20 protein-coding genes and 4 tRNA genes are annotated in these 21,599 nt (G+C 72.4%); 9 read left to right on the plus strand and 15 right to left on the minus strand.

Features of this window, described 5'->3' with window-relative positions; all coding sequences use genetic code 11:
• Nucleotides 1-8 precede the first annotated feature (8 nt).
• Together CHF15_RS06525 and CHF15_RS06530 are read left to right on the plus strand one after the other, a co-directional pair.
• Nucleotides 9-83: transfer RNA gene (locus tag CHF15_RS06525), tRNA-Asp, on the plus strand.
• 137 nt (nucleotides 84-220) lie between these two features.
• Entirely contained in the window at nucleotides 221-430 is a 210-nt protein-coding gene (locus tag CHF15_RS06530; RefSeq protein ID WP_089222719.1) for a DUF6274 family protein, read from the plus strand.
• Between the two features lie 263 nt (nucleotides 431-693).
• On the opposite strand, the gene bldC is transcribed toward CHF15_RS06530, so the two are convergent.
• Entirely contained in the window at nucleotides 694-900 is a 207-nt protein-coding gene (gene bldC, locus CHF15_RS06535; RefSeq protein WP_003949541.1) for a developmental transcriptional regulator BldC, read from the minus strand.
• A gap of 484 nt (nucleotides 901-1,384) precedes the next feature.
• Nucleotides 1,385-2,275, minus strand: a complete 891-nt coding sequence (locus CHF15_RS06540; RefSeq protein WP_089222631.1) for a hypothetical protein — start codon at nucleotides 2,273-2,275, stop codon at nucleotides 1,385-1,387.
• Nucleotides 2,276-2,414: 139 nt separating this feature from the next.
• Here CHF15_RS06540 and CHF15_RS06545 point away from each other — a divergent pair, with 139 nt between their 5' ends.
• Both CHF15_RS06545 and CHF15_RS06550 read left to right on the plus strand, forming a co-directional pair.
• The gene (locus tag CHF15_RS06545; protein WP_089222632.1) at nucleotides 2,415-3,521 is read left to right on the plus strand and encodes a Leu/Phe/Val dehydrogenase; all 1,107 of its coding nucleotides are present in this window, start codon (nucleotides 2,415-2,417) and stop codon (nucleotides 3,519-3,521) included.
• 327 nt (nucleotides 3,522-3,848) lie between these two features.
• The gene (locus CHF15_RS06550) at nucleotides 3,849-4,217 is read left to right on the plus strand and encodes a DUF3073 domain-containing protein (RefSeq protein ID WP_245938689.1); all 369 of its coding nucleotides are present in this window, start codon (nucleotides 3,849-3,851) and stop codon (nucleotides 4,215-4,217) included.
• A gap of 100 nt (nucleotides 4,218-4,317) precedes the next feature.
• Here the strand turns inward: CHF15_RS06550 and purM are convergent, their stop codons facing one another.
• From purM to purS, 8 genes are all read right to left on the minus strand, one after another.
• Nucleotides 4,318-5,385: a phosphoribosylformylglycinamidine cyclo-ligase gene (gene purM, locus CHF15_RS06555; RefSeq protein ID WP_089222633.1), complete on the minus strand. Its 1,068-nt coding sequence runs from the start codon at nucleotides 5,383-5,385 to the stop codon at nucleotides 4,318-4,320.
• Nucleotides 5,386-5,413: 28 nt separating this feature from the next.
• Nucleotides 5,414-6,931, minus strand: coding sequence for an amidophosphoribosyltransferase (gene purF / locus CHF15_RS06560; RefSeq protein ID WP_089222634.1), 1,518 nt, complete (start codon nucleotides 6,929-6,931; stop codon nucleotides 5,414-5,416).
• A 419-nt stretch (nucleotides 6,932-7,350) separates the two neighbouring features.
• Nucleotides 7,351-8,148: a maleylpyruvate isomerase family mycothiol-dependent enzyme gene (locus tag CHF15_RS06565; RefSeq protein WP_089222635.1), complete on the minus strand. Its 798-nt coding sequence runs from the start codon at nucleotides 8,146-8,148 to the stop codon at nucleotides 7,351-7,353.
• A gap of 45 nt (nucleotides 8,149-8,193) precedes the next feature.
• On the minus strand, nucleotides 8,194-8,397 hold the full coding sequence (locus CHF15_RS06570) for a DUF4177 domain-containing protein (protein ID WP_018558397.1): 204 nt from the start codon (nucleotides 8,395-8,397) through the stop codon (nucleotides 8,194-8,196).
• Between the two features lie 61 nt (nucleotides 8,398-8,458).
• The gene (locus CHF15_RS06575; protein ID WP_089222636.1) at nucleotides 8,459-9,301 is read right to left on the minus strand and encodes a hypothetical protein; all 843 of its coding nucleotides are present in this window, start codon (nucleotides 9,299-9,301) and stop codon (nucleotides 8,459-8,461) included.
• Between the two features lie 97 nt (nucleotides 9,302-9,398).
• Entirely contained in the window at nucleotides 9,399-11,648 is a 2,250-nt protein-coding gene (purL, locus tag CHF15_RS06580; protein ID WP_089222637.1) for a phosphoribosylformylglycinamidine synthase subunit PurL, read from the minus strand.
• Complete coding sequence (gene purQ / locus CHF15_RS06585; RefSeq protein WP_089222638.1) at nucleotides 11,645-12,328, minus strand: phosphoribosylformylglycinamidine synthase subunit PurQ; 684 nt, start codon at nucleotides 12,326-12,328, stop codon at nucleotides 11,645-11,647. The genes purL and purQ overlap by 4 nt, the downstream gene beginning before the upstream one ends.
• Entirely contained in the window at nucleotides 12,325-12,570 is a 246-nt protein-coding gene (gene purS / locus CHF15_RS06590; protein WP_089222639.1) for a phosphoribosylformylglycinamidine synthase subunit PurS, read from the minus strand. Before purS ends, purQ begins: the two co-directional genes overlap by 4 nt.
• Before the next feature lie 261 nt (nucleotides 12,571-12,831).
• On the opposite strand from purS, the gene CHF15_RS06595 reads away from it, so the two are divergent.
• The 4 genes from CHF15_RS06595 to CHF15_RS06610 all read left to right on the plus strand — a co-directional run bounded on the left by CHF15_RS06595 (nucleotide 12,832) and on the right by CHF15_RS06610 (nucleotide 13,970).
• A complete protein-coding gene (locus CHF15_RS06595) occupies nucleotides 12,832-13,149 on the plus strand; it encodes a histone-like nucleoid-structuring protein Lsr2 (protein ID WP_089222640.1) in 318 nt (105 codons plus the stop codon).
• 142 nt (nucleotides 13,150-13,291) lie between these two features.
• Nucleotides 13,292-13,363 (plus strand) — tRNA-Gly (locus tag CHF15_RS06600).
• 45 nt (nucleotides 13,364-13,408) lie between these two features.
• Nucleotides 13,409-13,481: transfer RNA gene (locus tag CHF15_RS06605), tRNA-Gly, on the plus strand.
• A 416-nt stretch (nucleotides 13,482-13,897) separates the two neighbouring features.
• Nucleotides 13,898-13,970 (plus strand) — tRNA-Gly (locus CHF15_RS06610).
• Nucleotides 13,971-14,168: 198 nt separating this feature from the next.
• Here CHF15_RS06610 and CHF15_RS06615 read toward each other — a convergent pair.
• The 4 genes from CHF15_RS06615 to purD all read right to left on the minus strand — a co-directional run bounded on the left by CHF15_RS06615 (nucleotide 14,169) and on the right by purD (nucleotide 19,908).
• The gene (locus CHF15_RS06615; protein ID WP_089222641.1) at nucleotides 14,169-15,065 is read right to left on the minus strand and encodes a phosphoribosylaminoimidazolesuccinocarboxamide synthase; all 897 of its coding nucleotides are present in this window, start codon (nucleotides 15,063-15,065) and stop codon (nucleotides 14,169-14,171) included.
• Between the two features lie 69 nt (nucleotides 15,066-15,134).
• The gene (locus tag CHF15_RS06620) at nucleotides 15,135-16,682 is read right to left on the minus strand and encodes a N,N-dimethylformamidase beta subunit family domain-containing protein (protein ID WP_410169622.1); all 1,548 of its coding nucleotides are present in this window, start codon (nucleotides 16,680-16,682) and stop codon (nucleotides 15,135-15,137) included.
• Nucleotides 16,683-16,787: 105 nt separating this feature from the next.
• Complete coding sequence (locus CHF15_RS06625; protein ID WP_245938690.1) at nucleotides 16,788-18,467, minus strand: hypothetical protein; 1,680 nt, start codon at nucleotides 18,465-18,467, stop codon at nucleotides 16,788-16,790.
• Nucleotides 18,468-18,657: 190 nt separating this feature from the next.
• Nucleotides 18,658-19,908, minus strand: coding sequence for a phosphoribosylamine--glycine ligase (gene purD / locus CHF15_RS06630; RefSeq protein ID WP_089222643.1), 1,251 nt, complete (start codon nucleotides 19,906-19,908; stop codon nucleotides 18,658-18,660).
• 203 nt (nucleotides 19,909-20,111) lie between these two features.
• Between purD and CHF15_RS06635 the strand changes: the two genes are divergently transcribed.
• Nucleotides 20,112-20,861 (plus strand): SLATT domain-containing protein, encoded by a 750-nt coding sequence (locus CHF15_RS06635; RefSeq protein ID WP_179279677.1) that lies wholly within the window; start codon nucleotides 20,112-20,114, stop codon nucleotides 20,859-20,861.
• Nucleotides 20,862-20,891: 30 nt separating this feature from the next.
• Here CHF15_RS06635 and CHF15_RS06640 read toward each other — a convergent pair whose 3' ends face one another.
• Nucleotides 20,892-21,545: a hypothetical protein gene (locus CHF15_RS06640; RefSeq protein WP_089222645.1), complete on the minus strand. Its 654-nt coding sequence runs from the start codon at nucleotides 21,543-21,545 to the stop codon at nucleotides 20,892-20,894.
• Nucleotides 21,546-21,599 lie beyond the last annotated feature (54 nt).

The raw sequence follows: 21,599 nt of genomic DNA on the forward strand, positions 1-21,599 counted from the left end.
CGAAACCTGGTCCTGTGGAGCAGTTTGGAGTGCTCGCCACCCTGTCAAGGTGGAGGCCGCGGGTTCAAATCCCGTCAGGACCGCAGTACATGCAAGGCCCGCGTCCAGCGAAGGACGCGGGCCTTCTTGTTGTGCGCGGGGCGGCCGTCGTGGCCGGGATGCGGTTGTGGAGGGGGCCGGTCCCCTGGTTCCGTCCGTTCCCGCGTGGTACGCCTGGCACATGAGCGCGACGCCGAGGGACCCGGGCCCGGCGCCCCGGGACGTGACGCGGGCACTGCTGCGCGCGCACCTGGCGGCCGCGGCGGGGGGCGGGCGCCGGCACCTCACCCGGCACTGCCCGGTGTGCCACCGGCTGATGCGGCTGACGCTGCGGCGCGCGCCCGTCCCACTACCGCAGGAGAGCGGAGAGGAACAAGACTCCGGCATGTGACGGGAGTCACGTGAAAAGTTCTGACTCTGAGGGAACTTGGGGCCTCCTGTGGGACCGTCAATTTAATATGTGCAATTGCACTCATGACAGAGGGCCCAGTCCTCACAACACGGACACATCACACGCACAAAAAAGATCGCACCGGAGCCGGCGGACTCCGATGCGATCAACGTTCCTACGGGCTTCCCTGATGGGGGCAGGGACCCTTCGGAGCGGACGTCGCGGCGGGTTGGGGGCCCCGCGTTGACGTCCGTTTGTTCAGGTCAGGCCTCGCTGCGCTGCTGCGGAATGCCCGCGAGCAGTGCACGGACCTCCGCCTCGCGGTAGCGGCGGTGCCCGCCGAGCGTGCGGATGGACGTGAGCTTGCCAGCCTTGGCCCAGCGCGTGACCGTCTTCGGGTCCACGCGGAACATCGTGGCGACCTCAGCGGGGGTCAGCAGCGGCTCGGCATCAGGGGTGCGAGCGGTCATGAGCGGCCTCCTCGAGAGAACCGAACCAACACGGTTCTTTCCTCTAAATTCTGCACCTTGACCCGCGTTGCCCGAAATGGCGGACGCGGGCCGAGTCGGTAATAGGACGAACGGCTTGTCCTTGGCACTACAACTACACCATCTGTCCAGCCGTGTCGGCCAAACCGATGGATTTGCCCTCTGAGGTGTCTAAGCTCGACGGAAGCCGATGGACCGGGCCATAACGGACAGTCACACCTGAGTGACGATCAGTCACAGCCAACCCACGAGCCACAGCCCCACCTCAAGGGGATGCAATACCGGACATTCCACTCAGAGCGAGCGGAAAGAGGTCCTTCCGGACCCGATGTCCCATATTGTCATGGGGGGTGGGGATGAGGGCAAGACCCCTAAACGTGCTTTAGGTCACGCTTAGGCCAAAGGTACCGGTCGGCCGGACTCAGGACCAAAGTCCCTCCGCCCCCGGCCGGCTCCCGACGGACCCTCAACTCGCGTACTGGAGCTCCCGAACGGCCCGCCACCGGTCGGTGAGCCGCTCGTACGCCTCGCCGGCCCGGGTGCCGTCCTCGTCCCGCAGCGCCGCCAACGCGTCCGCCACGTCGGCGGCGGACCGGTCCCCCGCGAGGGAGTCCGGGGCGATGGCGTGGACGAGCCCCCCGTAGTCGAGTTCGACCAGGGAACGCGGGTGGAACTCCTCGAGCCAACGCCCTACATCTACCAGGCCGTCGATCAAAGGTCCCTCTTCGAGTGAATCCTTGAGCACCCGCAGTGCCCGGGCCGTCCGCCGGCGGGCCTGCACCATCGGCGTCCGGTAACGCATCACCGGCTGCTTGGACTCGCCCGCGCCCGCGGGTTCGTACTCCCGCTCGGAATCGTCGAACAGCACGAACCAGCGCACCGGGACGTGCCATGTCGCCCCGCGGATCCAGGGCCTCGCGTCGGCGTTCTCGGGCTTCTCCGCCCGCCACGCCGCGAAGTCGGCCTCCGCCTGCTCGCGCGCGGCCCTGGGCAGCACCGCGTCCACCACGGGGACGGGGAACTCCTCGACCAGTTCGGACAGGGCCAGCCAGCCGCGCAAGCGGGTGCGCCAGGGGCAGACGTGGGTCACGCCGTCCACGACCGCGACGAAGGCCTCGCCGCTCTCCCGGACCGGGACGGCGACGGGCGGGACCGAGAGCAGACCGGCCAGCGACTGCCGCAGTTCGTCCTGTGCGGTCCGCTGCGCGCCCTGGGCGGCGTACCGGTACCAGTAGCCGCGATCGGGCTCCGGGAAGGCCGCCAGCGGCTCGTACACCCGCAGATACGCCGCGTACGGGACCAGCACCGATGACAAGCCCACACCCGCTCCCTCGTGACGGCTTCCGCGCCCTGGCATCGTCCCACGTCGCTTCCGGCACGGGGGGTGATCCACGACACTGGGAAGATGTTCAGGGCCGGGTGGTTCTAGTCTTCTGCCGACCGGCCCTCCCCCACCCACCCGGAGGGCGACCTCTGGACATTCGGGAGTCACCACAGTGACCGACGTACGTCAGACACCCGGCATCGTCTCCACGCTGTTCCGATCGGAGCAGGGCGGTCACGAGCAGGTCGTCTTGTGCCAGGACCGCGCCAGTGGCCTCAAGGCCGTCATCGCGATCCACTCCACCGCCCTGGGCCCGGCCCTCGGCGGCACCCGCTTCCACGCGTACTCCTCCGACGAGGCGGCGGTCGAGGACGCGCTGAACCTCGCCCGCGGGATGTCGTACAAGAACGCGCTCGCCGGCCTCGACCTCGGCGGCGGCAAGGCCGTCATCATCGGCGACCCGGACATGGACAAGTCCGAGGAGCTGCTGCTGGCCTACGGCCGCTTCGTCGCCTCGCTCGGCGGCCGCTACGTCACGGCCTGCGACGTCGGCACCTACGTGGCCGACATGGACGTGGTCTCCCGCACCGCCCCGCAGTGGACCACCGGCCGCTCGCCCGAGAACGGCGGCGCCGGCGACTCCTCCGTGCTGACCGCCTGGGGCGTCTTCCAGGGCATGCGCGCCTCCGCCCAGGCCAAGTGGGGCGACCCCACGCTGCGCGGCCGCAGGGTCGGCGTGGCCGGCGTCGGCAAGGTCGGCCACCACCTGGTGGAGCACCTGCTCAAGGACGGCGCCGAAGTGGTGATCACCGATGTTCGCGGCGAGGCCGTCGACCGGATCATCTCCCGTCATCCGGGGGTAACCGCCGTCTCCGACGCTGACGTCCTGGTCCGCACGCCGCTGGACGTGTACGCGCCCTGCGCGCTCGGCGGCGCCCTGAACGACGACTCGGTGCCGGCCCTCACCGCCTCGATCGTCTGCGGCGCGGCCAACAACCAACTCGCCCACCCGGGAGTCGAGAAGGACCTGGCCGACCGCGGCATCCTGTACGCGCCCGACTACGTCGTGAACGCCGGCGGCGTGATCCAGGTGGCGGACGAGCTCCACGGCTTCGACTTCGACCGGGCCCGCGCCAAGGCGACGAAGATCTTCGACACCACGCTCGCCATCTTCGAGCGCGCCGCCGCCGACGGCATCCCGCCGGCCGCCGCCGCCGACCGCCTGGCCGAGCAGCGCATGGCCGAGCGCACCCCGGCGGAGAGCTGGCTGCGTCCGTGACCCACGGGGGCCGCGGCACGTCCGCGGCCCCACCGGCACGCCCCCGTCCGCGTGTGCGGGGGCGTGTCTTACATCACAAAGCGGACACCCGCGGGGCACCGCCGACGTACGGTGTGCGCGCGTCCTCGCGTGTCGGGGCTGCTCCCGGCGGGCCTCCGCGACGAGGACGGCGGGCCGGACATCCGACCGTTACCACGCCCCGGCAGCCAGACCGTGGCGGAAGAAGGTAAAATCGCGACTGACCAGCCAGGACGGGGCCATCGACGGCCCCTGCTCCGACGCGCGTCGTGCGGGCGACGTACCGTGCGGCCTCGGAAGCAGGTACCGTTGAAGTCCTACGGACCGGGACTCTCATCCGAGGGCCCGTTCCACATCGTGAACGCGTGTCAAGACTCGGGGCCGTCGAGCCCCACCGTTGAGGGGGTCGAGCCAATGGGGCGCGGCCGGGCCAAGGCCAAGCAGACGAAGGTCGCCCGCCAGCTGAAGTACAACAGCGGCGGTACGGACCTTTCACGTCTGGCCGAAGAGCTGGGCGCATCGTCGACACTGCCGGTCAATCCGGAGGTACAGGAAGACGACGATGACGACGAGCTGGAAGACGACCCGTACGCACGGTACGCGGATCTCTACGGCGACGACGAGGACGACGACGAGGACGACGAGTCCCAGTCCTCATCACAACGCCGTCGCGCTTGACGCAGCACATTCCGTTCCAGCTTGACCACTGACCCGGTCCGGGCATCGTCCGGACCGGGCTTTGTGCTGCTCCGGACCGGTCAGCCCGCGTAGTCCCCGGTCAGCCCGCGTAGTCCCCGGTCAGCTCGACGGCCTCGGCGTGCTCGCCGCGCTCCACGATCCCGCCGGCCACCCAGGCGTCCAGGCCCCGGTCGGCCAGCGTCGTCAGCGCCACGTCCACCGAGCCCTGGGGCACCACGGCGACCATGCCGACGCCCATGTTCAGGGTCTTCTCCAGCTCCAGCCGCTCCACGCCGCCGAGCTCGCCGACCGTGCCGAACACCGCGCCCGGCGTCCACGTCGAACGGTCCACCGTGGCGTGCAGGTGGTCCGGGACGACCCGGGCCAGGTTGTTGGCCAGACCGCCGCCGGTGACGTGCGAGAAGCCGTGCACCTCGGTCGTACGGGTCAGCGCCAGGCAGTCCAGCGAGTAGATGCGGGTCGGCTCCAGCAGCTCCTCGCCGAGGGTGCGGCCGAACTCCGGCACCTCCCGGTCCAGCGCCCAGCCGGCCCGGTCGAAGAGCACGTGCCGGACGAGCGAGTACCCGTTGGAGTGAAGACCGGAGGACGCCATGGCGATCACGACGTCACCCTTACGGATGCGATCCGCGCCCAGCAGCCGGTCGGCCTCGACCACGCCCGTACCGGCGCCGGCGACGTCGAACTCGTCCTCGCCCAGCAGGCCCGGGTGCTCGGCCGTCTCGCCGCCGACCAGGGCGCAGCCGGCGAGCACACAGCCCTCGGCGATGCCCTTGACGATGGCCGCGACCCGGTCCGGGAAGACCTTGCCGACGCAGATGTAGTCGGTCATGAAGAGCGGCTCGGCGCCGCACACGACCAGGTCGTCGACGACCATGCCGACCAGGTCGTGGCCGATGGTGTCGTAGACGCCCATGCGCCGGGCGACGTCGACCTTGGTGCCCACGCCGTCGGTGGCGGAGGCCAGCAGGGGCCGCTCGTAGCGCTTGAGCGCGGAGGCGTCGAAGAGCCCGGCGAAGCCGCCGAGACCGCCCACGACCTCCGGGCGGGTGGCCTTGCCCACCCATTCCTTCATCAGCTCGACCGCGCGGTCGCCCGCCTCGATGTCGACTCCCGCCGTGGCGTAGCTGGCACCGGTGTTCTCGGACATGGCTGTGTTGTGTCCTTGCGTCGAATGCTTACGGGCGACGGAGCGCGTCGGCCGCGTCGGGGCCGCCGGCCAGCTCGGTCTCCAGAAGGTGCTTGCCGAGCAGCTCGGGGTCCGGCAGCTCCATCGGGTACTCGCCGTCGAAGCAGGCCCGGCAGAGGTTCGGCTTGGCGATCGTGGTCGCCTCGACCATCGCGTCGATCGAGATGTACGACAGCGAGTCCGCGTCCAGGGACTTGCAGATCTCGTCGACCGTCAGGCCGTTGGCGATCAGCTCCGCGCGGGTGGCGAAGTCGATGCCGAAGAAGCAGGGCCACTTGATCGGCGGCGAGGAGATCCGGATGTGGACCTCCGCGGCACCGGCCTCGCGGAGCATCCGGACCAGCGCGCGCTGGGTGTTGCCGCGGACGATCGAGTCGTCCACGACCACCAGGCGCTTGCCCCGGATGACCTCCTTGAGCGGGTTCAGCTTCAGGCGGATGCCCAGCTGCCGGATGGTCTGCGAGGGCTGGATGAAGGTCCGGCCCACGTACGAGTTCTTCACCAGGCCCGAGCCGTACGGGATGCCGCTCTCCTCGGCGTAGCCGACCGCGGCCGGCGTGCCGGACTCCGGGGTCGGTATCACCAGATCGGCATCGACCGGGGCCTCCTTGGCCAGCCGGCGGCCCATCTCGACCCGGGAGAGGTAGACGTTGCGGCCCGCGATGTCGGTGTCGGGGCGGGCGAGGTACACGTACTCGAAGACGCAGCCCTTGGGGCGGGCCTCGGCGAAGCGGGAGGCGCGCAGCCCGTTCTCGTCGACGGCGATCAGCTCGCCGGGCTCGATCTCGCGGATGAAGCTCGCGCCCACGATGTCCAGCGCGGCGGTCTCCGAGGCAACGACCCAGCCGCGCTCCAGGCGGCCCAGCACCAGCGGGCGGATGCCCTGCGGGTCACGGGCGGCGTAGAGCGTGTGCTCGTCCATGAAGACCAGGCTGAAGGCGCCCTGGACCTCGGGCAGCACCTTGCGGGCGGCGTCCTCGACGGACAGCGGCTTGCCGTCCTCGTCCACCTGCCCCGCGAGCAGCGCCGTCACCAGGTCGGTGTCGTTGGTCGCGGCGACCCTGGTCGCCCGCCCGTTGCCCTGGGGCAGCGCGGCGACCATCTCGGCCAGCTCGACGGTGTTGACCAGGTTCCCGTTGTGGCCGAGCGCGATGGAGCCGCTGGCCGTGGCGCGGAAGGTGGGCTGGGCGTTCTCCCAGACCGACGCGCCGGTGGTCGAGTAACGGGCATGCCCGACCGCGATGTGGCCCTGCAAGGAGCCGAGGGAGGTCTCGTCGAAGACCTGGGACACAAGGCCCATGTCCTTGAAGACCAGGATCTGGGAGCCGTTGCTCACTGCGATGCCCGCGGACTCCTGTCCGCGGTGCTGCAGGGCGTACAGCCCGAAGTAGGTGAGTTTGGCGACCTCTTCGCCGGGGGCCCAGACACCGAAGACGCCGCAAGCGTCCTGGGGGCCCTTCTCGCCGGGGAGCAGGTCGTGGTTGAGTCGTCCGTCACCACGTGGCACGGCACCGAGTCTAGGGCAGGTTCCGCCGTCGTCCGAACGAGGGAACCCGACAAAAGCGCGTTCTATGCGCGTAAACCCATGGGGCGCTTGGGCATGTGACCTTGGTCTAGGGACGCGGTCCGGGGTCTCGGGCAGGGTCTCGGGCCATGGCGGTCGGCTCGGCCGGGGCCCGGGGACACGGCGCGCGCTCGGCCGGACACCCGGGGTGCGGACGACCCCGCTCACGCCGGCCCGGGGGATGTGCCCGGTACGCGGGTACCGGCGGAACCGGCGGCGATGCGCCGGACGATCACCGCCACCGCCTCGGACAACTCGGGCAGCCGGGCCGCGGGGAACGCGGAAGCCGATCGCACGCGGCCGCGTCGGCACGAGCACCGGCACCGGCGGCACCGGCGCCTCATACGCCCTCCGGGGCCGGCTCAGCCCCGCAGGGGGAGGTACGGGGCCAGGTCGGCGCGCTCGCCGCTCGCGGAGACCGCGGCGGAGGCGAGGGCGTCCGCCCAGGACGTGCGGCCGGTGGCGAGGCGGATCCAGGTCAGCGGGTCCGTCTCGACCACGTTGGGCGGGGTGCCCCGGGTGTGCCGGGGCCCGGGCACGCACTGCACGGCCGCGTACGGCGGGACGCGGACCTCGACGGAGTTGCCGGGCACCGTGACGGCGAGGGTGTCCGCGAGGAGCCGTACGACGGCGGCGACGGCCTGCCGTTCCAGAGGGACGGGCACACCCGTCGCCCGGGCGAGGTCGTCGCTGTGGACGACCAGTCCGACGAGCCGGGTCACCAGGAAGTCCGTGGACCGCATCGCGCCGGGCGTGACGGCCACCAGGCGCTCGGGCGCCACCGCCTCGTCGAGCACCCCGGCGAGCCCCTGGGCGGCCTCCTCGAGGCGGCCGGCGGCGTCACCGCCCTCCGCGGCGCCCTCGCGGGGGCCGGCGGCAGGCGGGCCGGCGGCGCACGCCGCCGAGCGGGCCCACGTGGTGAGGTCGAGGTCCGCCTTCGCCGGGGCGGGCGCGGTCACCGCCCAGGCGACGGCCTCCACCTGCCGGGCGACGTGCACGAGCAGCGCGTGCACGTCCCACCCCGGCAGTCCGGAGGGTGCGGCCAGCTGCTCCTCCGTCAGTCCGCGGGCGGCCCCCAGGACGTGGCCGACCTGCGCGGTGAGCGCGGCGCGGGTCCTGGCGGGGTCGTAGGTGCGGGCCTTGCGGGCGGCGGGCGGCATGTCCGCAGCCTACGCGCCAGCCCGGCCCGCACCCCGACCCGTCGATCAGGCCTGGCGCGGGCGCTCGAAGGTGAGCAGCAGCCCCTGCACGGCGCCCGGGCCGATGCGGCCCTTGACGTCGGCCGAGGTGATCGCCTTCAGCTGCCAGCCGTCCTCGGCGTGCTTGTTGAGCGTCTTCTCCAGCTTGTCGTCGTCGATGGCGTCGCCTATCAGCGACTCGCGGAAGCTGACGACCTTGTACTCGTGCATCGTTGACACCCCTTGTCGTACCGGTGGTTGCGGGACGCACAGTAGTACCGCCGGTCGCGCGCTATGCAGGCCGGACCGGTCCCGCCGCCCGGTCGACGAGGGCGCCGCCCTCGGAGTCGGCGGACAGCAGCAGCAGTTCGGCGCCCTCGCACGGCGCCCCGAACAGCAGGGCCGGCCGCAGCCCGTCGTCCCGGAGCCCGGACGGGGTCTCGGGTTCGGGGTCCACCGGGCAGGAGAACAGCGCCCTGCGGCCCGCGTGGTCGTCGGCCGCGAACACCCATGTCCGGGCGTCCTCGTCCTCCCGGGTCAGCACGCGCAGCACCGGCTGCCCGCCGCGCCGCAGGGCGCCCGCCCGCATCCGGGCCGCCACGCCCGCGGCGAGCAGCGCGACGCCGGCCAGTGCCAGCAGGCGGGTCTGCGGCGGGACGGCGGCCGCGCACAGCAGCAGCCCGGACGCGATGCCGCCGAGGCCCCGGCGCAGCGGCGCGAGGGGTTCGGGGAGCGGAAGCCGCACGCCATGGGCGGCGTTGGCCGCGAGCAGCCGCTGCCTGCGGCGGACCCCCGTACGGTGCCGGGCACCGCCCCAGCACACCAGCAGCGCGGCGACGGCGGGGACCGCGGCCTGCGGTTCCACCCGCCAGACCAGGAGCGCGGCGAGCACCGGCGCCGACACGAGGGTGAGGCCGGGCAGCCTGAGGAGCCAGTACAACTGCACGGCGGCCAGCCCGTAGTGCGCCGCCCCGAAGGCCTCCGGGGCGGCGACGGCTGCGGCGGCCGCGGCCGCCGCGAGTGCCAGGGCGCCCCAGCGCGGGCGGGCCCACGCGGCGGGACGGCACGCCGCCCAGCGCACGGCGTCACGGCCGCGCCAACGGGGCAGTTCGCCGGGGGTATTGAGCTCGCTCACGCCAGGAGTATGGGGCCAACGACCGCGGCGCGGTCACGTGCCCCCGGCGGAGCGCCCCCGCGCCTGGCGGCACGGGGGCGCGTGGAGGGCGGACGGATCAGGCCAGAAGGGCCGGGATCGTACCCTCGTGAGCCGTACGGAGCTCGTCCAGCGTGATGCCGAACTCGCCCTGCAGCTCGACCGCGTCGCCGTCGACGACACCGATCCGCGTCGCGGGCAGACCGCGCGCGCCGCACATGTCGGTGAAGCGGAGCTCCTCGCTGCGCGGCACCGAGACGACCGCCCGGCCCGCCGACTCCGAGAAGAGGAACACGAACGGGTCGAGGCCGTCCGGCACGACCAGCCGCGCGCCGTTGCCGCCGCGCAGGCAGGACTCGACGACGGCCTGGATCAGCCCGCCGTCCGACAGGTCGTGGGCCGCGTCGACCATGCCGTCCCGGGAGGCCGAGATGAGGATCTCGCCGAGCAGCTTCTCGCGCTCCAGGTCGACCGCCGGCGGCAGTCCGCCGAGGTGGTCGTGGACCGCCTGGGACCAGGCGGAGCCGCCCAGCTCCTCCTTGGTGTCGCCCAGCAGGTAGAGCAGCTGGCCCTGGTCCTTGAAGGCGACCGGGGTGCGGCGCGTGACGTCGTCGATCACGCCGAGCACCGCCACGACGGGGGTCGGGTGGATGGCGACGTCGCCGGTCTGGTTGTAGAGCGAGACGTTGCCACCGGTGACCGGCGTGCCCAGCTCCAGGCAGCCGTCGGCGAGGCCGCGGCAGGCCTCGGCGAACTGCCACATCGCGGCCGGGTCCTCGGGCGAGCCGAAGTTGAGGCAGTCCGAGACCGCCAGCGGCTTGGCGCCGCTGGTGGCGACGTTGCGGTACGCCTCCGCGAGCGCCAGCTGCGCGCCGGTGTACGGGTCGAGCTTGGCGTAGCGGCCGTTGCCGTCGGTGGCGACCGCGACGCCGAGGTTGGTGTCCTCGTCGATGCGGATCATGCCGGAGTCCTCCGGCTGCGCCAGCACGGTGTTGCCCTGCACGAAGCGGTCGTACTGGTCCGTGATCCACGCCTTGGAGGCCTGGTTGGGGTGCGCGACCATGGTCAGGACCTGGGCGCGCAGTTCCTCGGCGGACCCGGGGCGCGGCAGCTTGTTGGCGTCGTCGGCCTGGAGCGCGTCCTGCCACGCGGGGCGGGCGTAGGGGCGCTCGTAGACCGGGCCCTCGTGGGCGACGGTGCGCGGCGGGACGTCGACGATCTGCTCGCCGTGCCAGAAGATCTCCAGCCGGTCGCCGTCGGTGACCTCACCGATGACGGTGGCGATCACGTCCCACTTCTCGCAGATCTCCAGGAAGCGGTCGACGTACCGCGGCTCGACGATCGCGCACATGCGCTCCTGCGACTCGCTCATGAGGATCTCCTCCGGCGAGAGCGTCGCGTCGCGCAGCGGCACGGTGTCCAGCTCGACCCGCATGCCGCCGGAGCCGGCCGACGCCAGCTCGGAGGTGGCGCAGGACAGACCGGCGCCGCCGAGGTCCTGGATGCCGGCGACCAGCTTCTCCTTGAAGATCTCCAGGGTGCACTCGATGAGCAGCTTCTCCTGGAAGGGGTCGCCGACCTGCACGGCGGGGCGCTTGGTCGGGCCGGTGTCGGAGAAGGTCTCGGACGCGAGCACGGAGACGCCGCCGATGCCGTCGCCGCCGGTGCGGGCGCCGTAGAGGATGACCTTGTTGCCGGCCCCGGAGGCCTTGGCCAGGTGGATGTCCTCGTGCTTCATCACACCGACGCACAGGGCGTTGACCAGCGGGTTGCCCTGGTAGCAGGCGTCGAAGACGACCTCGCCGCCGATGTTGGGCAGGCCCAGGCAGTTGCCGTAGCCGCCGACGCCCGCGACGACGCCCGGCAGGACGCGCTTGGTGTCGGGGTGGTCCGGCGCGCCGAAGCGCAGCGGGTCCATGACGGCGACCGGGCGGGCGCCCATGGCGAGGATGTCGCGGACGATGCCGCCGACGCCGGTGGCCGCGCCCTGGTAGGGCTCGATGTACGAGGGGTGGTTGTGCGACTCGACCTTGAAGGTGACCGCGTAGCCCTGGCCGACGTCCACGACACCGGCGTTCTCACCGATGCCGACGAGCAGCGCGTCGTTGGCGGGGGCCTTCTCGCCGAACTGGCGCAGGTGGATCTTGCTGCTCTTGTACGAGCAGTGCTCGGACCACATGACGGAGTACATGGCGAGCTCGGCACCGGTGGGACGGCGCCCGAGGATCTCGCGGATGCGGTCGTACTCGTCCTGCTTCAGACCGAGTTCGGCCCACGGCTGCTCGGTGTCCGGAGTCTCGGTGGCGTGCTTCACGGAATCGAGTGTCATGACGCGTGAACCAGCTTCTTGAGGATCGAGGTGAAGAATCCGAGGCCGTCCGTGCGGCCGGTCCCGATCAGCGACTCGACGGCGTGCTCGGGATGCGGCATGAGGCCCACGACATTGCCCGCGGCGTTGGTGATGCCGGCGATGTCCCGGAGCGAGCCATTGGGGTTCCAGTCCGCGTAGCGGAACACCACTCGGCCCTCCGCCTCCAGCTCGTCGAGGACGCGCTCGTCGGCGACGTAGCGGCCGTCGATGTTCTTCAGCGGGATGCTGATCTCCTGGCCCTGCTCGTAATCGGCGGTCCAGGAGGTCGAGTTGTTCTCGACGCGCAGCTTCTGGTCCCTGCAGATGAAGTGCAGGTGATTGTTGCGCAGCATCGCGCCCGGCAGCAGATGCGTCTCGGTGAGCACCTGGAAGCCGTTGCAGATACCGAGGACCGGAAGCCCGTCCTTGGCACCGGCGATGATCGACTCCATCACGGGCGAGAAGCGGGAAATCGCCCCGGCCCGGAGATAGTCGCCGTAACTGAATCCACCGGGCAGGACGACGGCGTCCACCTGGTGGAGATCCTTGTCACGGTGCCACAGCGGCACCGGTTCGGCGCCGGCGACGCGGACCGCGCGCTGGGTGTCCCGGTCGTCGAGCGTCCCGGGGAAGGTGACGACACCGATACGTGCGGTCACGACTCCACCTTCACGGTGAAGTCCTCGATCACGGTGTTGGCGAGGAAGGTCTCGGCCATCTCGCGGATACGGGCGAGGGCGGCGTCGTCGACCGGCCCCTCCAGTTCGAGCTCAAAACGCTTGCCCTGGCGGACGTCGGCGATTCCCTCGAACCCGAGACGCGGCAGCGCACGCTGCACTGCCTGGCCCTGGGGGTCGAGGATCTCCGGCTTGAGCATGACGTCGACTACGACGCGTGCCACGGTCACTCCCGGTGGTGTGCTGCGGTGAGATGTCCCCACCGTACCCCGCCGAAAAATCTACGCGGGTAGATATTCCAGGATGGTCACGGTATATCCACCGGCCGGATTGCCTCCGGGACGCCCGGAGGAATTGGCCGAGCGGTTGCGGCGAAAAAGACCGGACCGGTAAATGGAAAAGCATTGACCCCGGCCCTGAGCCTTCGATACAACAACGGGGCCAACGCAGGCCTCAGGCCTTCTCCATTGAAAGGACCGGCATCCATGGCGCAGCGCGTAGTGGTCACGCTCTCCGACGACCTCGACGGCGGTGAAGCGGCGGAAACGGTCTCTTTCGGCCTCGACGGCAAGTCGTACGAGATCGACCTGTCCGCCGGCAACGCCGAGAAGCTCCGTGAGGCCCTCGCGCCCTACGTCGAGGCGGGCCGCCGCCGCAGCCGGCTCGGCAAGGCCTTCAAGCACACCTCGCTCGCCCCCGACCCGGCCGCCGTGCGCGCCTGGGCGCTCTCCCGGGGCTTCGACGTGCCGCCGCGCGGCCGCATCCCCAAGAAGCTCTACGAGGCGTACGCCGAGGCCGGGTGATCCACCGGGCGGCGTCCCGGCCCGAAAGCGGGGGCGCCGCCCGGGAATCACCCGGAAGAAGCGATTGGACAGCGACCCCCGTTGATCCGCTAGAGTCTGGAGCACGCCGAGGGCAGGCCGAAAGGCCGGGCTCCCGGGCCACGCGGGTGTAGTTCAGTAGCAGAACATCCCCCTTCCAGGGGGAAGGCGCAGTGTGCGATCCCTGTCACCCGCTCTGATTGCTCGACCGATCCTGAGGATCGGGTACAGTAGTCGCCGTGCGGACGTGGCTCAGTTGGTAGAGCATCACCTTGCCAAGGTGAGGGTCGCGAGTTCGAATCTCGTCGTCCGCTCTTGAAAGAAGACCCCGGTCGAATCATCGACCGGGGTCTTCTTCGTTTTCCCGGCCGGCACCCGCGGTGTGACGGTGCCCACACGGTGGACACCCGAACTCCCCTCCGACGGGCGGTGATCGCCGCGACGCGGCGCCCCCGCGTGCTCCGGGGCGGATCCGCAGCGGGCGGCCCGAGCGCGCCTCAGGCGGCCCTGCGGTACGCGGTGGAACCGGAGTTGGCGTCCGCCGGTGAACACGGCGGCGGCCGCCCGCAGGCCCGCCAAGGGGCCCTCGCCCGCGCGGTGCGCCCCTGGCGGGCGCCGCGGGACACGACGCGGGACACGCCGCGGGCAACCCGCCGTGCCGGGGTGTGTGCCCAAGGCCCCGGGGGTTGGCTATAGTGGATGACGCACCGCACGGGAACGCGCGGAGCAGGCGGACGTAGCTCAGTTGGTAGAGCGCAACCTTGCCAAGGTTGAGGTCGCGAGTTCGAGCCTCGTCGTCCGCTCAACTGGAAGGCCCCGGTCGTGACGACCGGGGCCTTCGGTGTTCCTGGGACGGCTGGGCCGTTCGGCGTCGGCGCGGTCAGCGCACGCGGACGGCGCCCCCGCCTCACGCCCCTCTCATGCCCGCCTCACGCCCGCCGCGTACCCGCCGCATCCCCGCCGCACGGAGAGAGGCGGCGGGCACGCGGGCCGTGGACGGGCTACCAGCTGAGGCCGGTGAGCCGCTCGTACGCCTCGATGTACTTGGCGCGGGTCTGCTCCACCACCTGCTCCGGCAGGGGCGGCGGGGGCTGCTCGCTGCGGCGGTCCCAGCCGGACTCGGCGGAGGTCAGCCAGTCGCGGACGAACTGCTTGTCGTAGGAGGGCTGGGCGTGGCCCGGCTCCCACAGGTCGGCGGGCCAGAAGCGCGACGAGTCCGGGGTCAGCACCTCGTCGGCGATGGTCAGCACGTCACCGTCGAAGCCGAACTCGAACTTGGTGTCCGCCAGGAGGATGCCGCGCTCACGGGCGATGTCCCGGGCCCGGCCGTAGACCGCGAGGGTGCTCTGGCGCAGCTGCGCAGCGGTCTCGGCGCCGACCCGGCGGGCGACCTCCTCGTAGCTGACGTTCTCGTCGTGCTCGCCCACCTCGGCCTTGGTGGCCGGGGTGAAGATCGGCGCGGGCAGTTCCGAGCCGTCCACCAGGCCCTCGGGGAGGGTCACCCCGCAGACCGTGCGGTCGGCGTTGTACTCGAGCAGCCCGGAGCCGGCCAGGTAGCCGCGCGCGACGCACTCGACGGGGATCATGTCGAGCGGCTTGCAGATGGTCGTCCGTCCCTCCCAGTCGGCGGGGGCGCCTTCGGGGAGCTCGGTGGACAGCACATGGTGCGGCACCAGGTCGGCGATCTGGTCGAACCACCACAGCGACAACCGGGTCAGGACGCGGCCCTTGTCCGGGATCTCGGTGGGCAGCACCCAGTCGTACGCGGACATCCGGTCACTGGCGACCATCACCAGCTCCCCTGCCTCGTTCTGGTACAGCTCGCGCACCTTGCCGGTGTGCAGGTGCACCAGGCCCGGTACTTGCGCGGGCTCGGGCTTGTGGACGAATCCGGACATGGGTCCTCCCCGATCGGCGGTTCGGTTCCCGATTCTCCCGTACCGGTGCCCGTCGGGCGCGACGCGGGGTCAGCCGTGCTTGCAGATGTGGTCCAGGAGGTTGGCGGTGGCGCGCTGGATGCGGGGGTCGACATGGCCCGGGCGGTCCAGCGCCGGGGACCAGGCGAAGGTGCCGGAGGCGAAGACCAGGGCCCCGCCCGGCGCCCGGTACAGGGAGGTCTCCTGGTGCGCGCGGCGGCCCGCCGAGTCCTCGTACGGGGAGTGCGCGAGCAGGATCCGCTCCATGTAGTCGGGCAGCGGTGTGCGCGGGAAGTAACGGTCCGCCTCGCCCGCGACCAGGCCCGGGATCTCGTCGCCCTCCTCGGCGCCGGTGGCCTCCCACAGCCAGTGGCCGGCGTTCCGCACCACCAGCGGGGACGGTTCGGGCACCCGGCCGGCGTACTGCACGCCGATCAGCAGCTGTTCGGGCTCGCCCATGTCGCGCCACAGGGCGCTGCGGCCCGGCGGGAAGCCGCGGCGCTTGCGGCAGCTGAGCAGCCGGTCGGGGTCGCCGGACGGGGAGGGGCCCAGCTCGGTCTGCCAGTACATGGTGTTGGCGGACAGGAAGACCAGTGAGGTGCCGCCGTCCCGGGCCGCCTCGACGGCGCGCCGCATGGGCACCGTCCAGTACTCGTCGTGACCGGGGAAGACCATGCCCCGGTAGCGCGAAGGATCGATCCGCCCCGCGTGCAGGTCGCGGGCGTCGGCGTAGGCCAGGTCGTAGCCGTAGCGCTCGGCCCAGCGGATGAAGTCGTAGGCGTGGCCGACGTGCAGCGGGAGCCCCGCGCCCGCGTACGGGCGGTCGAAGGAGACGGTCACCGCGGCCTCCTCCTCGCCCAGCAGGCGGCCCTTCTCGTCCCACGCGTGGTACAGGCTGGCGCCCGTGCGGCCGTCCTCGGGGTAGAGGTTGTACGCCTGCCAGGTGACGTCGGGCAGCAGCAGGAGCAGATCGGCCGGCCGGTCGTCGCGCACGGTGAACGGGATGTGGCTGCGGTAGCCGTCCTGGGTGGTGAGGACGGCGACGTAGGCGCCGGGCTTCCAGTACGAGGGCACCTGCAGCCGCCAGGACTGCCACCAGTGGTGGCAGGAGACCGTGCGCCCGGCCGCGAGCGGTGTGGGCTGGACGATCCCCGACAACCGGGGGCTGGAGGTGAACTGGGCGGCGCCGTCCCCGCCGTAGTGGCCGATCCGGTAGACGTCGATGCCGAAGATCTGCGGCGGGTCGACGGTGATCCGGAAGTCGATGGCGTCGCCGGGGGCCACGGAGGCGCCCGGCGCGAAGCCCTTGACCTGGCACCGTACGTCGTCCGCCGCGCGCGGACCGGGTACGCGGGGCGTGCGCCCCACGGTGCCGCCCGGAAAACCCCCGGGTTCCCCGCGGCTGGCCGCCAGGTCGACGTACCAGGGCACGACCTGGCCGGTGTCGTCCAGATACTGCTCCGCACCACGCAGCCACGGCACCGGGCCCTGCCCGAAGGGGTCGGTGACCCCGTGCGCCAGTGCCCCGGACTGCCAGCGGCGGACCTGCTCCTTCACCACGATGGTCCCCTCCTCGTCGTCCCCCGAGGTGGTGTGCATGTGCGCACATCCAGCACATCACACAATGCGCTGACTTGGTTACTGTTCGTGGTGCATTATCGCCAGGATTTCACGCCGGGGCGGACAAACCCCGCCAATTTTCCGTCAGATGAGCCGTATCGGCTTCTCGGGGCGTACGCCCACGGCACTGAGCCAGGAACGCAGCGGGGCGGCGTCGCCGTTCTCCACGAGCCGGAGCACGGGCCAGGCCAGGTCTCCCTTGCGCACCCCGCCGACCAGCAGGGCCGGTCCGTCCAGCCAGTCCAGGCCCGGGGCGGCGCCGGCGGTGTCCACCGCGGCACAGCAGACCATCGCGGTCACGTGGTCGGTGAGCAGCTCGCGGCCGGTCCGCGGCGGGAGCAGATGGTAGACGGGCGTGAAAGCGCCCTCGGGCGGGACCTCGCCGGCAGACTCCTCCCGCACGGCCGCCTCGCGCACGGCCTCCTCACGGGCCACGTGCCGGGTGATGCGGGCCGCCAGCTCCTCGCCGCCGCCCGCGGAGAGCCGCTCCAGCACCCGGGCCAGGGTCGCCCGCCCCGGCTCGCCGCAGTCGTCCACGGCGCTCCTCGACCCGCCGGAGGGCACGGATATGCGCCGGCTCCCGGGGACCCCCGCGGGCTCGTGCACCTCGTCCAGGACGCTGACCAGGCGGGAGGCGTCGCTGCGCCAGATGCGGTCCACGACCTCCTGCGGGTAGGTGTCCCAGCCGACGGGCGCCCACTCGGGGCCGGACCGCCGAGGGCCGCCGTGGAACAGCCGGGCGGCGAGCAGCGAGGCCGCCTCGTCCACGGTGCCGGGCTCCTCCAGCAGGTCGCACGCCGGGCGCTCGCCGAGGCGGGTCTCGAAGCCCTCGGCCAGCCGGTCCCGCCGGGACAGCTCGGTCAGGGCCGCGACCACGCCCGCGTCGAGGCGGGACGGCCAGCGCCCCATGCGCCAGGCGGGCAGCGCGACCCGGGTCAGCAGCCGGTCCCACCCCGCGTAGGCCAGCCCCACCTGCTCCTGGGCGACGATGCGGAGCCCGTAGTCGACGGCCTGGGCCCGCTCGGAGGCGGAGGCGGCCACCGCGCGCTCCATCTCCGCCGCGTGTGCCCGGCAGCCGCGCAGCAGCAGTCTGGCGACCCAGCCCAGGAACCCGTACGCGGGCCGGCGCAGGAGGCCGACCGCCGAGGGCTCCCGAGGGGCGGTGGCCACGCCGACCGCGGCGTCCAGGCCGCGCACGAAGCGGCGGGCGGCCGCGATGTCCGGATCGGCGGCCGGGCCCGTGCCCGCCACGACCGGGGCGAGCAGGGCGCGCAGCTCGGCGACCCGCATCCACCACATGAACGGCGAGCCGATGACCAGCGCGGGCGCCTCGGTCTGCGCGCTGCGCCGCCGCCGGTGGGTGCGGTCCTCCAGCCAGCTGTCGCAGTCCGGGGTCAGTTCTATCGCCGAGGGGGCCGGCACCTGCAGGCGAACGGCCAGGTCACGCACCATGCGGTACAGATCGGGGGCGGACGCCTCGGAGACGGCCACGGTCGGGCTCACGGCCGGCCTGGCCCGTACGATCACCGCCGCGACACCGGCCGCGAGCAGCAGCACGAGCAGCGCACCCGCGACCACCGCCCAGCGCAGCACCTCGGACGCGTCGCCGACGATGCGGCCCGTCGCGCCGCCGACCAGCAGTACGACCGCCACCGCCGCGGGCAGCAATGCGACCGCCAGCGCGGCGCTGCGGATGCGCAGGACGGCGAGCGCGCGTGACCGCGCGTGACCCTCACCTGCTTCCCCGGCCAACGGTGTGCTCACCCCCAAGCTGCTGACGCGACTGCATGCCCCCACTGTCGCACCGCCCACCGACGCCGCAATGCCGGTAGGGCCGATAGTGCGGTGACAGCGGGGTTCCACAGTGCGCTTGCCGGGCACAGTAGTTGGGCTCGGGGCTCACGTCAGCAGGATGGCGAAGGCATCACCCCTTGGAGTGGCCTTGCCCGCTGATTCAGGCCTGGGCGGCCTTCTCTGCGATATCCGAACGGTGGTGCGAGCCCTTCAGCCCGATACGTCCCACCGCCAGGTAGGCGCGCTCCCTGGCCTCGGCCAGATCGGCACCGGTGGCCGTGACGGACAGTACGCGGCCGCCGGCGCTCACCACGCGGCCCTCCGCGTCCGCCTTCGTGCCCGCGTGCAGCACGTAGGCGTGCTCGTCCCGCTCCGCGACCTCGTCCAGGCCCGTGATCGGGTCGCCGGTGCGCGGGGTGCCGGGGTAGTTCTCGGAGGCGACGACCACCGTCACCGCGGCGCCGTCGCTCCAGCGCAGCGGCGGGAAGTCGGCCAGCCGGCCGGCGGCAGCGGCGCGCAGCAGGCCCGCCAGCGGGGTCCTCAGCCGGGCCAGCACGACCTGGGTCTCCGGGTCGCCGAAGCGCGCGTTGAACTCGATCACCCGCACACCGCGCGAGGTGATCGCCAGCCCCGCGTACAGCAGTCCGGCGAACGGGGTGCCGCGGCGGCGCAGCTCGTCGACGGTCGGCTGGAGCACCGTGCGCTCCACCTCCTCGACCAGCCGCGGATCGGCCCACGGCAGCGGGCTGTACGCGCCCATGCCGCCGGTGTTGGGACCCTCGTCGGCGTCGTGGGCGCGCTTGAAGTCCTGCGCGGGCTGCAGCGGGACCACCGTCTCGCCGTCGGTGACGGCGAACAGGGAGACCTCGGGGCCGTCCAGGTACTCCTCGATGACGACGCGCTCGCAGGAGTTGGCGTGCGCCCGGGCGGCCTCCAGGTCGTCGGTCACCACGACGCCCTTGCCCGCGGCCAGGCCGTCGTCCTTCACGACGTACGGGGCGCCGAAGGCGTCCAGCGCGTCGTCCACCTCGGCGGGGGTGGTGCACACGTAGGAGCGGGCGGTCGGCACGCCGGCCGCGGCCATCACGTCCTTGGCGAACGCCTTCGAGCCCTCCAGGGCCGCGGCCTGCCCGGACGGACCGAAGCAGTCGATGCCGCGGGCGCGCACGGCGTCGGCCACACCCGCCACGAGGGGGGCCTCCGGGCCCACCACGACGAGGTCGGCGCCAAGCCGCTCGGCGAGATCCGCCACGGCCGCGCCGTCCAGGGCGTCGACCGCGTGCAGCTCCGCCACCTCGGCGATGCCGGCGTTCCCGGGCGCGCAGTGCAGCGACTCCACGTCGGGGTCGAGGGAAAGGGCACGGCACAGGGCGTGTTCGCGGGCTCCGCCGCCGATCACAAGCACGTTCACGGTGCCCAGGGTATCGGCTGACGCCGTCCGCCCCGCGGGCCGGTCGCCACGGCTGCCGGGTCACTCTTTCGGGTGCCCGCGGCGCGGACCCATACCTGATCAAGCAACTCGTAAGGGCGGAAACTGCCGGATGACGCTCGCGGCGTCAGCCGTTCGGCGGTAAGAAGGTGCCTCGTCATCGGAAGTCGCGAGGGAGCGTGCAGGTGAGCCAGCCGGACATGTATCCCGAGGAGGTCCCCCGGGAGGAGCCGAAGCGGCGCGCGCTGCACAGGCAGGAGGACCTGCGGGCGCTGCCGTTCCCGCTCGGCGACTGGGGGGAGCCGGCCGAGCGGCTGGAGGAGCTCTACCGCTGGGTGGAGGCGGACGCCCTGCGCGCCGTCGAGTGGTACCTCGCCGACCGCCTGCGCAAGCGCCGCTGGGCCCGGTCGCTCCGGGTCGGCGCGGCCCTCTTCGCGACGTCCGGCGCCGTCCTGGCCGTCATGGGCGCGGGCGGCCGCATCCGCTGGGCGTACGCCGCCCTGGTGCTGGCCGTCGTGTGCGTGGGCCTGGACCGCTACCTCGGGCTGACGGCCGGCTGGATGCGGGACATGGCGACCGCCCAGGCCGTGCAGCGCCGGATGGAGGCGCTGCGCTTCGACTGGGCGTCCGAGTCGGTCCGCGAGGTGCTGGGCCCGACGGAGGGGACGGCGGCCGAGGCCGCCGAGCGCTGCCTGTCGGTGCTGCGCCGCTTCAGTGAGGACGTCTCGGAGCTCGTGCGCTGCGAGACCGCCGACTGGATGGTGGACTTCCGGGCCGGCGCCGCCCCGCTGCGGACCCAGTCCCTCACCTGGGCGGGGAGCACCCGGGGCACGGAGGGCGCCCCGTCCGGCAGCGGCGGACGGTTCCCGCTGCTGCCCGGCGGACGGCCGAGCATGCCGCGCCAGCGCCCACCGGAGGGCCCCCGCGCGAGCTGACCGCCGCCGGGAGCGCCCCCGGGCCCGGGCCTAACTGAAGACGATCATCGAACCCTGACCCAGCGCACGCGTCGCCGCCGCGTGCAGCCCCAGCCATACGTGGCGCTCCCGCGCGAAGGGGCTGCCGTCGTGGTGCGCGGGCGGGGCCGCCGGCTCCTCCAGCTCGGTGGGTCCGGCGGGCGGCGCCGGGGCGGGCGGCGGATTGCGCGGGTCGATGCCGATCACCGGGGCGACGAAGTCGAGTTCGCGCAGCAGGCCGTGGGCGGAGCCCAGCGGGCCCCCGGCGTCGAGGAGTTCGTCGTTGACCAGCGGGTGGGCGAAGTCGAGGGGGACGTACGCGCCCGCGTGGTCGTAGTGCCAGACCAGGTGCGACTGCTGGGCGGTGGTCTCGAACATCTCCAGCAACTGCTCGTAGTCGCCGCCGAGTTCGTCGACCGGGGCGACCGCGAGGCCCTGGATGTGCAGCAGGTAGGCGCGGCGCAGGAAGTGCAGCGCGTCGTAGTCGAAGCCCGCGACCGGGGCCACGTCGCCGGACAGGCCCGGCATGTAGCTGTAGACGGGCACCGGGGGGAGGCCGGCGTCGTTCAACGCCTTGTCATAGCGGGCGATCTCCTCGGCGAACGGGTTGTCGGGGCTGTGGCAGAGCACGTCCACCAGGGGAACCAGCCACAAGTCGCAGGCCACAGGCGCTCCAAGTCCTTCCGTGCGTGGTCGGACCAGCGTAGTGGGCGGCGGCCG

Source organism: Actinacidiphila glaucinigra (genome assembly GCF_900188405.1).
GTDB lineage: Bacteria > Actinomycetota > Actinomycetes > Streptomycetales > Streptomycetaceae > Actinacidiphila > Actinacidiphila glaucinigra.

What these genes read in the sequence shown, in the direction of transcription:
- CHF15_RS06530 (WP_089222719.1), top strand. Translation starts at nt 221, where the DNA reads ATGAGCGCGACGCCGAGGGACCCGGGCCCGGCGCCCCGGGACGTGACG.
- bldC (WP_003949541.1), bottom strand. Translation starts at nt 900, where the DNA reads ATGACCGCTCGCACCCCTGATGCCGAGCCGCTGCTGACCCCCGCTGAG.
- CHF15_RS06540 (WP_089222631.1), bottom strand. Translation starts at nt 2,275, where the DNA reads ATGCCAGGGCGCGGAAGCCGTCACGAGGGAGCGGGTGTGGGCTTGTCA.
- purM (WP_089222633.1), bottom strand. Translation starts at nt 5,385, where the DNA reads ATGTCCGAGAACACCGGTGCCAGCTACGCCACGGCGGGAGTCGACATC.
- CHF15_RS06565 (WP_089222635.1), bottom strand. Translation starts at nt 8,148, where the DNA reads ATGCCGCCCGCCGCCCGCAAGGCCCGCACCTACGACCCCGCCAGGACC.
- CHF15_RS06570 (WP_018558397.1), bottom strand. Translation starts at nt 8,397, where the DNA reads ATGCACGAGTACAAGGTCGTCAGCTTCCGCGAGTCGCTGATAGGCGAC.
- purL (WP_089222637.1), bottom strand. Translation starts at nt 11,648, where the DNA reads ATGACACTCGATTCCGTGAAGCACGCCACCGAGACTCCGGACACCGAG.
- CHF15_RS06595 (WP_089222640.1), top strand. Translation starts at nt 12,832, where the DNA reads ATGGCGCAGCGCGTAGTGGTCACGCTCTCCGACGACCTCGACGGCGGT.
- CHF15_RS06615 (WP_089222641.1), bottom strand. Translation starts at nt 15,065, where the DNA reads ATGTCCGGATTCGTCCACAAGCCCGAGCCCGCGCAAGTACCGGGCCTG.
- CHF15_RS06620 (WP_410169622.1), bottom strand. Translation starts at nt 16,682, where the DNA reads ATGCACACCACCTCGGGGGACGACGAGGAGGGGACCATCGTGGTGAAG.